This is a genomic window from Neobacillus sp. PS3-12 (assembly GCF_030915385.1).
Classification (GTDB): Bacteria; Bacillota; Bacilli; order Bacillales; family Cytobacillaceae; genus JAEVLT01.
In genome coordinates, this window is record NZ_CP133268.1 from 1,300,403 (window position 1) to 1,316,580 (window position 16,178).

11 protein-coding genes are annotated in these 16,178 nt (G+C 33.8%); 4 read left to right on the top strand and 7 right to left on the bottom strand.

Annotated features, from left to right (window positions below):
- Positions 1-197: 197 nt before the first annotated feature.
- A complete protein-coding gene (locus tag RCG17_RS06715) occupies positions 198-2,630 on the bottom strand; it encodes a DEAD/DEAH box helicase family protein (RefSeq protein ID WP_308174462.1) in 2,433 nt (810 codons plus the stop codon).
- A 707-nt stretch (positions 2,631-3,337) separates the two neighbouring features.
- Between RCG17_RS06715 and RCG17_RS06720 the strand changes: the two genes are divergently transcribed.
- Both RCG17_RS06720 and RCG17_RS06725 read left to right on the top strand, forming a co-directional pair.
- Entirely contained in the window at positions 3,338-3,532 is a 195-nt protein-coding gene (locus RCG17_RS06720; protein ID WP_308174463.1) for a helix-turn-helix domain-containing protein, read from the top strand.
- Positions 3,525-4,274, top strand: a complete 750-nt coding sequence (locus RCG17_RS06725) for a hypothetical protein (RefSeq protein ID WP_308174464.1) — start codon at positions 3,525-3,527, stop codon at positions 4,272-4,274. Before RCG17_RS06720 ends, RCG17_RS06725 begins: the two co-directional genes overlap by 8 nt.
- A 400-nt stretch (positions 4,275-4,674) precedes the next feature.
- Here RCG17_RS06725 and RCG17_RS06730 read toward each other — a convergent pair whose 3' ends face one another.
- The 5 genes from RCG17_RS06730 to RCG17_RS06750 form a co-directional block, all read right to left on the bottom strand.
- Positions 4,675-4,908, bottom strand: a complete 234-nt coding sequence (locus RCG17_RS06730) for a hypothetical protein (protein WP_308174465.1) — start codon at positions 4,906-4,908, stop codon at positions 4,675-4,677.
- 1,721 nt (positions 4,909-6,629) lie between these two features.
- Positions 6,630-7,724 carry a hypothetical protein gene (locus tag RCG17_RS06735; protein WP_308174466.1) on the bottom strand — a complete coding sequence of 365 codons (1,095 nt, stop codon included), beginning with the start codon at positions 7,722-7,724 and terminating at the stop codon, positions 6,630-6,632.
- A gap of 140 nt (positions 7,725-7,864) precedes the next feature.
- Entirely contained in the window at positions 7,865-8,665 is an 801-nt protein-coding gene (locus RCG17_RS06740) for a hypothetical protein (RefSeq protein WP_308174467.1), read from the bottom strand.
- Between the two features lie 41 nt (positions 8,666-8,706).
- A complete protein-coding gene (locus RCG17_RS06745; protein WP_308174468.1) occupies positions 8,707-9,504 on the bottom strand; it encodes a hypothetical protein in 798 nt (265 codons plus the stop codon).
- A gap of 102 nt (positions 9,505-9,606) precedes the next feature.
- Complete coding sequence (locus tag RCG17_RS06750; RefSeq protein WP_308174469.1) at positions 9,607-10,719, bottom strand: DUF4236 domain-containing protein; 1,113 nt, start codon at positions 10,717-10,719, stop codon at positions 9,607-9,609.
- Positions 10,720-10,824: 105 nt separating this feature from the next.
- Here RCG17_RS06750 and RCG17_RS28265 point away from each other — a divergent pair, with 105 nt between their 5' ends.
- Positions 10,825-11,880 carry a YHYH domain-containing protein gene (locus RCG17_RS28265; RefSeq protein ID WP_374120900.1) on the top strand — a complete coding sequence of 352 codons (1,056 nt, stop codon included), beginning with the start codon at positions 10,825-10,827 and terminating at the stop codon, positions 11,878-11,880.
- Positions 11,881-11,884: 4 nt separating this feature from the next.
- The gene (locus RCG17_RS06760; protein ID WP_308174470.1) at positions 11,885-12,508 is read left to right on the top strand and encodes a hypothetical protein; all 624 of its coding nucleotides are present in this window, start codon (positions 11,885-11,887) and stop codon (positions 12,506-12,508) included.
- Positions 12,509-13,034: 526 nt separating this feature from the next.
- Here the strand turns inward: RCG17_RS06760 and RCG17_RS06765 are convergent.
- A complete protein-coding gene (locus tag RCG17_RS06765) occupies positions 13,035-16,052 on the bottom strand; it encodes a DUF4116 domain-containing protein (protein ID WP_308174471.1) in 3,018 nt (1,005 codons plus the stop codon).
- Between the last annotated feature and the right edge of the window lie 126 nt (positions 16,053-16,178).

Below are 16,178 nucleotides of genomic sequence, written 5' to 3' on the forward strand. Positions count from 1 at the left end.
TTGATTTTCCTCCCTAAGTTTGACAAAGTCTATATTGTGGCAATGGAAAGAAATCAATACAATCCCACTATAGAAAATATTCCACGCAAACTAAAAAGCACCGTTGAAAGGGATCCGCCATCACAACCTCAAGGCTAATGAGGTGCTGAATTGATACATAAAACACCTTTAATTCCTAAACTTTTAGAAATTCTGTCCTAAGCTAATAAAGCGCTTGGAACAGGAATTCTCGAAAACACTTCAACTTTACAATCATAACGGAGAGTTCTAGCCCTCCCTACAGCCTGTACTAGTTCCGATTCAATAAGAGCCAATTGAACTTCTTGAAGTTCCTTATTTTGTTTAAATGTTACACAAGAGAATTGATATCCGTAACGAGTTACTGGAGAGAGCTCATAGTTTTCCACTATACAATCTTCCTCTGTGACCTTAATACCCAGCATCATTCCAATTAAGAGGTACACCTCACGGTAGGTATAGGGGGACCCAATAACCATCAAATCTTGGCCCTTGAATTTGTCCAAACCCGTAGTGGATCCAAAGGTAGCAACAACATTTAATTCTTTTTCTAAAAGAAAATCTTTGTACTTTTTATAGCTAATAACGTTGGTTTCACCAAAATGCTTAATGTCCAATTCAGAAAAATGTTTTTTGAATTGTGCTCGTGAGAATGACTTTTCTGGATACCATATTATCCTTCCTTTCATATCCGTTTGACCTATATCAATAAATTCCAACCGTTTTTTAAATACTTTTTCATATATTAATTGATTAGCAGTAGCTGACATGATAATGATTTTTTTCTCTTTATCTTGATCCAAAGGTAAAAGTTTAGTTGTGTGTATGAATTTTTCTCCGGAATTATTTCTAGTAGACAAGTAATAATCACAGTCTAGAAAATCTATAACATTATGATTGATATATTCCCTTTTATTGAGTAGATACTCTTCAAGTTTTTCACGACTGCATAAAGTATCTTTTGTGTAGAATTTTCCCTCTGGTACATATAAAAATTGCATAATGGTACCTACTACAGATTGATCTTCTTCACCATTAATATTGATATTATCTCCACTCATTAAGATGCTTTCTATATTATGCTCACTTAAAGTAATTGTTTTTATCATATTAGTTAATAATATATCTTCATCAATAATATAAGTTTTTATATTCTTGTTCTTTAATTGCAGTAGCCTTTGATGTGTAACAATAATTTTAGTTGCAATTTTCATACTCTTTACTGAATTTACATAATCAAGTAGATTGCGTTCATCCTGACTTAACAAAAAAGGGGATTTACTTTTAATCTTATCTGCATACTTAAAAACAATCCTTGAAGCTTTCTTATAAAAGCCCATACGCTGTAGCACAGTATGTTCATGCTCTAGTTCAGGTGGCATGTTTGGCCTCTCGGAAACCAAAAGAAAATCGTGTCCTGCTTGTTTTAAGCGTTTATGTACCTCTTGGCACAACTCATGTGTAGGTAGTGCTATAGCAACATTCTCAAGATTTAAACTTAGCATAGCTTCCGTTTTACCCAGTCCAGTAGGTGCTTTTAAAACATGGACCTTTTGATCATTTGTCTTATATACTTTTTGCAGCTCTTTTGAGAAATCTAAAAAGGCTTCATCAACCCCTTTTCTATGAATATTTTCTCCCAGATATCGCACCTCTCCACGTTTTGCATTAGTCTGCTGGAGCATGTTAACCTTATGATCACATTTCTCTGCAAAGGGGCATACAAAATCACAATTGTTGTCAACACATTTTACTGTATCTAGCTTGGAAATCTTTATTATCTCAAATTGATAACGCATGCTATTCTTTTGAGTAGCTGATAACTGAGCATTCTCTAATATTTTCTCATGCAACAGTTTACCAGAATCCGCCTTTGCCAAACCTGTTTGTAAGACATAAAGTTCATGTTCCATAATCGCCCTGTCACCAGCTAAATAATCCCCAAGTAACTGGCAGTTGCATAAAAGTTCATCCATGTTGATCCCACGTTCACCTCGCTGGATCTTTACTTTTAGATTCAAGGGTGTGAATTTGTTAAGTTTAAGTTTGCCCCTTGTATTATTTGACTCATGCTCATCCTGATGCTTCTTAAAATCTTCCTCAAGTATCGAGAAATTGTATAAAACATGTGGCGATTTTTGGGCATGCTCTATTAAGAAAGAATCATTTTTAATAGAGTGTGACAAGATTTCGCCATGATTATTGATTGATAGAAAATTGATACTTGGTCTATTATTGATCATGTTTAGACCAACACTTTCGCAATATGACTTAATTACACGTGCCGCATGACCAGATTTATCATGTGTCAAGACTTTTCCCACATAAGCTCTTATGATTTTATAAGCAGTAACGTAAGAATTATCACTAAAAGTTGGCTTTATAGAAACGTCTTCTTCGGCTAATTCTGCCATAGGATATAAAAGCAGAAGAGTTCTTTCTATTATAAATTGGATTCTTGCATCTTCAACTGGTTTGAAAGTAGTAAATAAGCACAGTATCTCACCTTCCTTGTAGATTTTCGCCGAAGGACAGATTTGATGCTCTTCAACCGCCTTCTCAAATAGTGCAGTATTGTCTTCATAAACCTTCAGAATAAATTCCCTTTTCATGGTAAATAAACTCCTTTCATAATCACGGGTTAATTAATAGTATTCATCCGTGATTTTACAGTTCTGAAAGGATAAAAACCATTTGGTTCAGGACTGCTTATAACCAATTATCTATTCAATTGAATAAAAATCCCAATGGTTCTTATGTAATTCGAATAGATAATAGGTATTTCTTCTAATTTCTCCGATTCTTTATAAAATGGAATTTTATTGTAATTAAATAACTTGTTAAATGATCCTTTTATACAAAGATGACAATATTCTCGATGGATAATAAGAAGGTGGTGCTCAAAACGAAGACATATAAATGTAATTAACCCACATTGTGCTATTTATAAATAACAAATACTGTTAAATACATTGGTTAATAACCGTATACAATCTTTCTATTAAATTGAGATTGTGTGAAATTTAGAGAAAAACAATGAAATTTTATAATTTCCCATTAAAACTGAATGTTTCTTCTACTGATCACATGCCTATCATTTGAATTCCAAGCTGGAACGAAAGTGATAAAAAATATAAAAAGATATAAAATTATCCCATCAGGTAATTGAAAACAACACCGGTGCAAAAAAATTTACTTGAAATTCAAGTAAATAATGTTAAGTGACCAATAAAAGAATTCCTAAAATTTTATCATTTCAAACTAATATCAAATACAAGCAACATACACTAAGCAGAGAACGTAAAGGGGCTAATTGAATATGTACAAGGATTATGAGAATTATCCAGAAGTTTTAAATGTATCTGACTTGCAGCAAATTTTAGGCATTGGACGGAAGCAGGCTTATGAGTTAGTTCAATCAGGGAAGTTTCATGTAATTACCATAGGAAAACGTATAAAGATATCAAAAAAAGTTCTTATTAACTGGATTGAAGGAGAATTGAATCATGCCTGAATATACTAAACTTGTTAACTGTGGCAATAATATTTATGTATATGACTATAAATCTTGCGAACCTGTAAAACAATTAGGATTAGAACGTGAAGTGTCCGAAGAAGGATTGCTTGGTTTAAAATGGACCCTCAGAACCAACTTTGGTAATGGTGACGATTATACTTTATTCACCATGAATATTACTGATTTTGATAGTATTGAGCATAAGCTTGATCAATTTGTGCATGCTTTGAAAAAATCCAGCGGTGTAATGAAGCTTGTGTATTTTGCAGTTTTAGAACTTCCTAATAAGGATCATAAATGCGGTTATGTTCAGCTGGTTATAAATATTCCCATTTACATGCTAACGTGCAAATTGAATAAAAAGAAACTAGATCCAAAATATTTATATGAGAACGATGATGAGTGGAGTAATGAAGAAGCACCTATATTAATAGATGATCTGCTGTATTTATCTGATATATGGGGAAATGATTTAGATATCTTGTTTCCTTCCCAGAGCGAACTTATTCTATTATTGACATCTTCCTACTTGAATTCACTATTGAATCCATTAAATTCACGAGTTGACCAAATTTCGTTTAGTAATTCACTTTCTGAGCCCACTATCTTATGGGATCATGATGCTAATGAATTCATTCATGCCAATCAACTGATAGATTACCCTTACCATTATTCGGAAGAGTTCTATGATCCAAAAGCCGGATTTACTATAATGAATAGATACTCCTTATCATTATAAAAAAAGCATAAATTTAATTTTTATCTTCCACTAAGAGAGTAAAAAAGAAGCCCTGGAATATCACATCATGTGAGCAATCCTGGGCTTCTTTGGTTTAGAAAAACCTGTTATTGATATGAATCATTTTATCGTTTCATGGATTTAGAGGCCCCATGAAATGGTTTTGGCAAGTTTTTGTAAAGCCTTCATCTGAAATGGAATAGGTCAACTATAACTGCATTCGGTCCTTCTTTTTTGCGGCTTAGACTCCCGGCTTCTTTATATTTATCCATTTTCAAAACGTTGCTGAATTACCCCAAGTTAAAAAAAGATACAAAGAATCGGTACTTCCAACATTCTTTTCGGTTAATTCAAATGGTTAATCTAATTTTCTTATATAATATCGTCTAGAATTATATAATTAAGAACTTATCTTCAGCCACTTTACATTTAAAAATAATGAAAAACTACATATAAAAATTCCGTCATCAGCTTGTATCATATCTTCTCCTTCATGGCCTTCTTCATCATCCTTTAATAATTCATAAACCCTACCAACTCTTACATTAACAAATTTATAATGTTTGGATTCATCCTCTAAAACTTTTACGTGTGTAGCCTCATTTTCATGGCACTCTTTAAAAATAAAATTCAATATACCATTCTCCTTTTATGTGTCATCATATTTCTACAATACATTCTTTAAACATCTTTATCCAACGCATAATACAACGAAACCAACAACTAAAATTGAACAAGGAATAGGATAATTGAATAGGTACCATTAAACACTGACAAATGTTAATCAATGCCTGATAGCATAATTACGTTGATGATTTTGGAAATTTGAAACAATTATTGTATGTTGGATGCCAAAAGCAAGAGGCAAACCGCTAACGTATCGTTCTAAATTTTATTAGTCAAAGCCAACATCGGTATTAAAAAGTACGAAGTTAGTCAGTGAAAATTTAGTCGAGGCAGTTCTCTATATAACTAATAAATGTAGTGAAGATCGATAATTTTAGAATATAAAACTTATGTTAGCTGAAGGGGATCTTAAAAATATTTTTTTCATAGGATCTAATCTGTTTCATTGCTAAACGATATAAGAGAATAATTGGAGGCAATTCATTATTGTAATATTCATTGTGTCTAAGTTTGTTCTGTTCGACAATCAGTAAAATGGTGTCATTTACCCTTCTACTGGCGAGTTACAAAACTTGATTGAATGTATCCTTTTCCACTTTGTTCATTGGTGCAATAAGATCCAAAAAAGGGATATAGATCAACTTTTTATCCATGATAACAAAATGTGGTAAATATTCAAATATATGTAAAAAATGTACATTAAGAAAAAACAAGAATATGTATCAAGATCTTTTATTTAGAAATAGATACTGCATTATGTTGAATCTTGATTCTCGTGCGCCTTTTAGTTCTCTAAAATAATGGTACCAACGCCTTGGATCCCGAATCTTGATTCTTATCCACTTCGGGTACATGTACGTCCCTATTTTTGGGCATAGTCCTCCCCTATGGACCCGTTAGGCACATGAATCTTTCATGTCTATGTATTCTGTTACATGTGTATGATCATGTAACAGGATTCCCTGTGGTTCATGTGAGACTTATTGTTTCAAGGTTATCTTGCTAATACTCTTTTTCCAATTCTGGAATTAATCACCATGTTACTTATGATTCTTGTTGGTTCAAGGCCTTGTATCAAAAAGTGCCTCTATAATATATAAATAACCGAAAAACTTGGGGTATTTGTACAACTTGAAAAAAAGTTCATGAAATCGTCATAATATGTTCGTACTTTCGCTAATTCGTTCGTATTTTTAGTTCTAATTATTTAATTAGACTTTTTTTCGGTTGGAAGAAGAATAAAAGTGGATTTCGTAATAACAACAGTTTCATGTTAAAAACCATGATAATTCCATTAAAAAGAATATGAAATCATGTTATGAACCAATATAAAACCTGGTAATTAACTATTTAAGTATATTATTCAAGTTGATGCAATGCTTTTGTTATTTCCGAAGGAAAGACTGTCCATTTTGACTCAATGTTAACCCGTAAATCACCAGGTTGTTTATCGGTGTAATGCATAAAGCGAATCAGAAACGAACCTGGCCCCGGACCGAATTTTACTCCGTCTAGTTGACTACCAATAAATAAATGTTTAAGTGCATTTTGGTAAATTCCCGCTGTTTAAAATCCAAGAAGTATCACCTCTCTGGAGTAAACCATTTAGCTTAATTGCATTTTTTCACGATCTTTAAATAAAAAGCGATGAGAATTTCAGTCTCGTCGCTTTTTCATGTTTATATTAGTTATTTATCTACAAAACCTTTGTATTATTAAGCCTTAAGTTTAAGGCTGAACATTAATCGTTATTGTTGGTATTGGATTTTCAAACGGAATCGTAGCAGATTTCTCATCTGTAACCAACAAAAAGTGTACTTCACCACTTTTATCAAACGTATAAGAGTTTCCTTTCCAAAGTCTATCCGAATTAGAAGTATTTAAAGGAGAGCCATTATTCCACGCATCAGAATAAATTCCAATAATCCCTTGATTGAATGCTTCTCTTGTTCTTTCATCAGCTGGAATAAAAGCAATGGTTTGTCCGACACTCATGCTTAAGTATTCTTGACCTAACAAAACTATATTTCCGTTATTATCTAATTTGAAATTCACTTGAACTGCACCATCTGGAGAAAGGTCAGCTGAAGATGTTTTTGAATTGACGTATTGTTCTCCTTGGAAAGATAACTTGTGTGTTCCGAACTGTTGATCACCACTCAGTGTAACCGTGTTCCCCTCTTGCTTAAGGGCCATTTCGTTGATGTCAAATTTCTCCTTCAAAATACTGGCCCCACTGTCATCAATGATTACAGCTAATGCTTGCCCATAACCCGTACTTCCACCGCAGTCTGCTGCCACTACTGCTAGTGCCCTCTTTTGTGAATTTGATTTTACCACGGCTATGGATTGGAATTCGTAATATGGGAAGTCTTTATTATCCACTAAAATACTTCCTGACCATTTGGTTAACCAATTTCCAGAAACGTTGTCAAATTGCAAAACAACTACTTTTCCTTGCGATTGCCATGCCCCTTGTCCTTTTTGTAATCCTGCCACAACTACATCACGGTCGGAGAATTTAATGGTTTGGTTCAATTTTAATACCCATCCAGGATAAATCTTATCAATCGTTGATTGGTTAAACACAGCTGTTTTCTTTACAGAAGGTGCTTGAGTTTGGCTTTCCACTTTATCGCTAGCAACATTGTTTTTGTTTTGTGAAGGTTCCGTTGTTTTTGATTCGGATTTTGCTGTCTCTTTACTTGTTTCTTTTGTTTGAGTGGCTTTTTCTGGCTGTTTTTTCAGTTCACCAGTTGTATTTGAACAAGCTGTAACCAAAAAAAACATTAAACAGATAAATAGCAACTTCGTTAACTTCATGACTGTGCACTCCTTTAAGAAATATCTAAATATCAAAAATAACGAGCAGTTTTAAAATGATTGGATGTCTTAACGAGTAGCTTAGAAGTTTTAAAGTAACTCTCCCCTCTACAACTCTCTAATATGTCTTTCCTTCGCCATTACTCTTCGCCGTGTCCTGGGGCAAATGAATTGACAATATGTGTAACCATTGAACCGTATTTAGCTTGCCTACTAGAAGGGTACGTAATTTTCAAGTTGTAACTAACGCCATCTTGAATGATTGCTTTTTCATAAACGATATTATTCACGTCTTTATAGGAAATGACAAACCAATTGTCACCTAACTTTTGATAGGCAATGGAAGCTTTTGCATCAGAAATTGCCTGTTCATAATCTCTTTGGATGGTATCTCCGTCAACAACAAAACTACCGTAAGCCACTATTTCACATTCCCCGTTATTGAATTGCCTACCATCGTTATTTGTCGGTTCTGGACCCACTGTGAAGGTATCAGGGTATTGTACTGTAAATCCAAAACGACTGTTCTTAAATGATTTATACATAAATTCTTCAGAAGATGGTTTATGAGTTGTAGCTTCCGTACTCGGTTTTGTTATATCAGATGAATTTTGACTTGCTGTTGAACTTTGATTGTTCTGTTGGGCTTTTATTTGATCTAATAACTTTTCTGCTTGCTTATTTTCCTTGGCTAATTCAGTTTTTCCTTTTGTTGATACTAGGAGACCTTCTAAAATCTTTTGTGCTTCGTCAAATTTGTTTTGTTGAATTAAGCCTTGGGCATTTATAATTTGGTTCTCGGCTTTTTCCCTTGCTTCAAGTTGAGCTGTCTTTTTATTTGTTTCAACTGCATTCTTCTTTGCAGTATCAGTATTATCCTCCTTATTTGCCGAGGTACCACAGCCAGCTAGTAGCAGGAATGATAAGGATATTGCAAACATTGGTTTTATTATATTTTTTTTTTCATGTTCTCCCCCTATTTTTAGTAGACAGTTAGAGTCTCTGTTGTAGTTGTTCCGTTAATCGTGATAATCACTGGGTATGTACCATGGGCAGTTCTCGTCCCAACCTTCCATGTCCAAGTAATGTCCCCACTGCTATTGGCTGTTTGTGGAAACAAGCCTGCTGCTGTACTAGGGCCTGAGTTATAATCAACTTCAATTGTCCCTTCTGCTCCAGGGGTGGTATTAATTGTTACAGATGCATATTGTCCATGATTCACATTCAGTCTAGATCCAGTTACTTTTATAGAATCAGTAGTGGCTGCTGGCTGCACATCATTTTGTTCATCAGTACTATTTTCATCGATAGTGCTACTTTGGTCTGTCGTGCTTTCATCTTCAACTGTACTGCTGTCGTCTATAGTGCTATCATCTTCAAACGTGCTTTGTTCATCAGCAGTATCATCGGATGTATCTTGAACCTCTGCTAATTTATCTTCGTAATTTTGTATTTTATTATTTAGTGAACTATCATAAATGCCTATTTCTTGGACATTTTGTAATAGTGAATTAAATGAATCTTCGTTATTGCTATCTGTTTTCCAATCATCATAGTTTTCATCTAAATAACCCTTAATTGATTGGGCTACTGCTTGATTTAATTCATCCTTATTGTCTACTTGATTTATTGCATCTGTATAAATTTGTTTAGCTTTGCTATAATCTTCATTTTTAATAGCGTCTAAGACATGGTTCGCAGTATCTTGAGTCCCACATCCACCCAGTAAAAATATTGAAATCCAAACTGTTAAAATCGTTATAAAAATATTCCTTTTCAAACTAGCTCCCCCACTTTGAACCCATATGATTTGCCATGTGTAATTACGTGTATTTATTTAAATCTTTAGATTCTCATACAAAAAATACCCTGTTTGACAAATCTATTTATTATTAGATGCAGGTTCTAACTTTTGAACGGGTAAAAAACCTTTTGTTTTTTTGAAGTCCATATTGTGCTGGAAGTTTGCCATTGAATCCGAACAATCAATAAGTTCCATGTTAAGGCTTTCAATTACTTGCCTTTTAAAACGAACAGATAGGATGCATTTTCTAGTGGTATTGCCCGTTTGGCTTGAAAACAGATCCTCAAAAGCGTGAACATAGACTTCTTTAACAGGTAACAAAGAGAACATATCTCTGGCAATTCGAATGACACAGCTGCAAATAAAGTCTTGCTGCAGATCATAATACTTGGTTTTAGTCCAATCTTTGACAGAGATTTTCCCTGTTTGGGTTAAAGACTTTTCCTTGGGAGGAATCATTTTTTCAGAATGAGCGTCAAACTCAACTTCAATATAAGATGGATTATCAGTAGATAACTCGAATCCACTTCCAAATTCAGATAGATCCGCCAATGGTTCCATTTCTTTAATAATCTTGAAATATGTATCTGTTTCGCCATCCAATACTTTTTTGGCAAATGTAACTAACTCTCTCCACTCTTCAAGATTTTTCAAGTCCTGTAAATGTGCCTCTTCTATCGCTTTTTTTAATTTTTCAAGTGACCTTTCCTCCTGATTAAACAACCAAACAAAGAAACCTGGTTTGAACTCCTCAAAACGCCTAATTGCCTCCTTTTCTAAAGGACCTATTGGACTTTTTCCAAATGGATGTGGGCTATTTTTGATTTGTTCCCAGTTTACTGAATCATCACGTTCTTTATGTATTGATGTTAAAAGCTCAATCTGGTTATAAAATAAATCCATTTCGTGCTGATTTCCTTGGTAATCTTCTAATTTAGCAATTTCTTTTTGCTTTTGTTGAAGTTGTTGTCTTTGACTATAGGCTTTGGTTCGATGATACCCCTTGCTGGAGCTCGAAGAAACATAAGAAATACTAGTCCCAGGTATTCCAACAGATGTGCTTCTTCTGCCTTTGCTGTTAATTGTGTAACGAAGCCCTTTTCCTCCGAAACTTATACTTGAGCTCTTGGTACCAATATTAAATCGTACGCCTGGGGCTATTTTAAAGCTTTTACGAAACCGCAATCCCATAGTTCATTCCCCCTCTTTTTTCCTATAATCTATTATGTTATCTATTGTCATTTCTTGTCAATTAGGTAAAATAGTAGAAGAATGATATTACGAAAGGATGAGAGGATGAAACAAAAATTCTTAACTTTTATAACTATTGGATTAATAGTATTTGCCCAATCATCTGTTGTTTCGGCTCACCCTGGCCGAACGGATGCAAATGGTGGCCATTATTGTTGGACCAATTGTGGGAAATGGGGGCTTTCATATGGTCAGTATCATTACCATAACGGTGGTGGCAGTACTAGTTCAGGTGGTGGTTCATCTAGTTCAAGTAGCTATAGTTCACAACAAAGCATTGTAACACCAACTCCAGCCCCAGTACCAAAAGTGGATCCAGTCCAAGTTGAAGCAGATGAACATTACCAAGATGCTCAGGGTCATTATAAAGCTGGGGAATATTACGAAGCATTGAATGAAATTAAAGCTATATATGATTTAGGGAAACAAAACAATTCGGTTCAATCATTAGAGCGAACTATTCTTTCAAATATGTATACGCAAGCAAATACTGACTTCCAACAAGGAAAATATACGGATGCATCAACAAATGTGAATCAAATTATAAATTATGCTCATACCCCTTCGGATTTGTTATCACAATCCCAGCCCTTATCACAGCAGATTGACACGTATTCAAAAGCATCTGACTATTTTGACCTAGCCAAAGGTGACAGAGCAGACAAAAAGTATAAGGATGCAATTGATGAGGCCCAAAAATCAGAATCACTTGTGCCGTCAAATGAAAAGGAAGCTTTTATAGCTGAAACGACTATAGAATTAAAACAAGCAGTTACTACTGCATATGAAAATCGTGATTACACACATGTAAAATCTTACGGAAAAATGGCCAATTCATTTGCAAATGAAACTGAAAAATCACAAATTCAAAAATTAGAATCAAAATCCGAAAATGAACAACTTATTCAAAAGGAATTAGGAATTAAATTGGATGACCGAAAAAAGGACAATTTATTTAATCACATTAACCAAGTAGACGGTTCCCCTAAAAGCGACCAAAGTGTCGTAAAAGGAATCAAGGAATTTTTAATTGAAAAAGCAGGAGAAAAAATGAAGTCGATCTCTTCTACGAAACTCTCGGATTTTCTTAAAGGAGCGTAAATAAATGCAAACATCAGTAAATTTAAGAAAAAGGGATTTAGTTTTTGAAAGGGCTTGGTTTATGTGGTTTTTTCTTATACTTATCCCTCCACTTGGCATCATTATCCTGTGGCGGCAAGGTCGGTTTAAAAAATCGGTGAGATGGATTATATCATTGATAGCTATTTTATATTTCTTATTGCCATTCATTGTAGTTGCAACTACAAAAGTACCACTATTTTATTCTCATGATGATGTAATTGCTGCCTTTAATAAGGCAAAAAAAGAATTGCATACACCTTACCAATTAAAAACGATTGAAAAAAATGACCAAACGATAACATCCCAAATAACAAAGGATATAACATTGGTCGAAAATTTAGACAAGGGTGGTCAAGTTCGTGAACTGATCATGGTAGGCCAAGGAGAAGGAACTGACATATTATTAGCTTTGGGTACTATGATTAAAGCGACGAATCCTGAATTTTCAAAAAGTGATTTATCCTCAACAATTAAGGATCTGAAAGTGATGGATGAAGGGTATCATTTTACCGATAATGGAGTAACAGTTAAAACACAGTCGGTACAATATAACTTAAAGTATTCGGATAAAGCAGGTGTTATTTTTACCGCTTCAAGGGTTGATTAAAATTTGGCTTAAAGAGTATTTAGGAGACTAGATACTCTTTTATTAATGTATTTGCACACATGTCTGTCCAAGCCCTGTTCCTTACCTCCTGGTGGTATTGATGCCAACTGTAACTTTACTTTTATTGTAACTTATAAATTAAGGGGGAAAATATTTGAATGTTCCTTTTTTATTCGAATAAACCTTTTCTGCTTACCATTGTCAAACAATCAAAAAGAATGTAAAAATTGAAGGAACATACGTTTGTGTGCATTCGGAAAATTTGATATAATTTTAGGTAAATACAATAGAATTGTTTTCCACAACTTTTACTGTATTTGACAATAAAAAAATGCTATAAATGGCAGTATCTTTTTTGTATGTAAAAAGAGCCAAAATACGCAAGTAATACATAAAAACTTGCATATTTTATGCTCTTTAATCTTATTCCATATTGTGTTAAAGCCCCCGTTAGTGTAAGTAGATTGTTTCACAAGCCATCCAAAACAACTTCATAATCACGCAGAAACGCCGCTGAAAAGCCGCGTTAATTGCTTCTGTTTCGCTTAACAGATAGCAACAAAGTGTCGTTATTATTAGCACACAAATCTTTTGCTTTATTTTTGCTTTGAGATTGAAATTCGAAAATACGATCGTTCCAAATCCTTATAACATTAACTTCTGTCAGGTACTGTAACGACCTCATTATTCTTGATGGTCTATACATAGAAGTATCCGGAATAAAACTTGATATTTCAATGCTACCTGCTTTTATTTCACCTTTCAACAGCTTGACGCTCTCGCTCTCTCCGTCTAAAAGTTTCATATAATTATCATATAAATCTCTTCTTTGATCTATCAAAAGTGCTTTGACATTTGGATAGGAATACTTATCAATAATCGACAAGGCAAAATATGGGGTTACGGTTCCGTCTTCCGGATTCACATAAATGTGATTAAAGAAATCTATATCAACAATACATCCGTGGATTGTCCCAATACCGCCAATTTTTTTAATACTATTAGATATGGATTTTAGTGCTTGATTGTATTCGCTAAATAATCCTCTGATTGCTTCTGAATAAAACGCCATTCTCTCAAAGTAATAATTGATGTCGTTATGTTCTAAATTATTAATCCTCCCACCATTTAACAGAGATATTTTCCCTGTGTTCTGGTTTTCAAGTATAAAACAATATACATTATTGTTTTTAAGCATATGTATAGTTCCTGTTCTATTAAAAGTTACTTTAATCTCAACGCCTCGGTTAAAGTCCAAATATTGCTCTCTTGAAATAGAATAAATTCCGTCAGGATAATACTTAAAAATATCATAAACTCTTGATAATTTAAAATGCTTTAAACCTATGTTTGTAGAATAATATCCAATTTGATTGTCCGAATAAAAAGATTTTTCCTCATCACAACAGTAATCATTTCGATGAGTATGTCCATTCACATATATCCAGTTACGGTTGTAATCTTCATTCGACCAGTTTTCTTTTGGCGTATGAGTTAAAATTATAACTTTATCTTTATCTAATTCACTTTTCACTTTATTGTAAATGAAATTAAATTGGTTTGTCTGTTTGATGTCCTCATCTAAAGACATAATGGTTTGCCGATAGATTCCCTGCGTGGCGTTAAATTGTGAATTCAAGCCGGAAAAACCTAATCCACCCAGTATCACAAAAGGACTTTTCAAGCAGATATGCTTCAACTCGTCCTGATCAATGAATTTCAATTGCTTTTCTGAAATAATCGTTCCGTTTGAAAGCAGCAAATCATTTTGTAAAAAGCATATGCCTAGACTTGAAAACAAATCCCGGTATTGCTGAATAATTTCATCCAATGTAAGCGAATTAGAATGTGCGACCCCGCATCGATTGAAATCCCATAATTCGTGATTCCCAAGCACTACTACTATTTGACGATGACTCCAAAACTTCGATTTCATATATTCAACTAATTCTGTATAAAACAATGTCGATATTTCAAAGTTAAAAGATATATCTCCCGCAATTAATAAGTAGTCGTCATTAGATTTATCTGTAGCAGTATCAATCATTTTTTTTACAAGCTGTCTGATATACATTTTAACTTCCCATTCAGTCGCATTTGTTGGGAATGCTTTTAAAAGTTTATGATTTAGGTGGATATCACTAATATAGTATATCTTGCGAGAAGTGTCGTTTAATTTAGCATCTGAAACCAAATCTAAATCATGAAGAACAGAGATCGCCTCTACAACCTCATTTTCTGCAGAAATCATAAGCTCTGTGTTGCAATCATAATCTTTGACGTTTTCAGCGTAAAAAGAATCGTCATATAAGTGTTGTTCGAATAATACATCGCTGCTAATATTGGCGCCTTCAATATTAAAATCGGCAAGACTTACCTCTTTAAAATCATAATCATGCAGATTAGCATTTTTCAAATCCTCATCTAAATGCTTATAAAAGTCAACAAATAAATCGAATTCTTTTACTTCATCATCTTCTCTAAAGCATATTTCTTCTATCGTAATAAATCTATGTATTTCTTTATCATAGTATTTTCTTTTAAATTTCCGTACCTGTAATTGTCTTTCCAATCTGATAATTTGAATATCGTTGTTTATATCTTCTGGCAAGCGGTTTGCTATCTCTCTAACACAAGAGCGGTCACTATACGATATCTCAGAAAGATCGTCACATTCCCCTAATATCCGTTCAAATATTTCAAGGCAATTATTTAAAGTATACATACTCTCAGTCACATAAAGAAAAGCTTTCCAACTTGAATTTACCGCCGCATTGCACAACTCCGTCGTTTTATATCTGTTCGGTACATACTTTAATGCCAATACATTATTATTAACAGCAGCATTACATAATTCTTTTGACAGAATATTCTTCGGAACAAATTCGAGCGCTAAACCATTTTGCATAATAGCTATTCTATTGCACAACTCGGTCGTTTTATATCTGTTCGGTACATACTCTAATGCCAATACATTATTATTAACAGCAGCATTACATAATCCTTTGCTTCTGTTTCTACTTGGCACATATTCCAAGGCCAATCCGTTTTGCTCAACTGCTAACACGAATAATTCTTTTGACAGAATGTTCTCCTGAACAAATTCGAGCGCTAAACCATTTTGCATAATAGCTATTCTGCAAAAGCTTTCCGACTTATATTTATCGGGAACATATTCAAGGACTTTTCCATTTTGCTTTATTGCCTCAAGATAAAGCTTTTTTGTTCGAAATTCATCAGGAATAAACGTGGAGTAGGCTATTACTCTTCCGTCATTTCTAACGGCTTCTATGCAAATTTCATCCGCCATTATTTTTCTAGACACATATTTTATAGCGAAAGCATTTTGTTTAACAGCCTCAAGACACAAAGCTACAGAATGTAAATTTTCAGGAATCAATTGAAGTGTACGACCATTTTGCTTAACAGCTTCTAAGCATCTTTCAGGCGTTTTTTCTACCTTTTCAATGTACCAACCATCTTCTTGAATGGCTGACATTATATCTCGATCACTTATAGTAGTAATCTCAGATGGCTTATCCATGCTATCCACCTCCACTGAAAACACAATTACCTAGATACATAGTACCATGTTTTCCCTTTTTTCCTAATTCATTTTACTGAACTTTCATAATCCCCCTTATCCTCCCGTAAATACGCCCAAACTTCA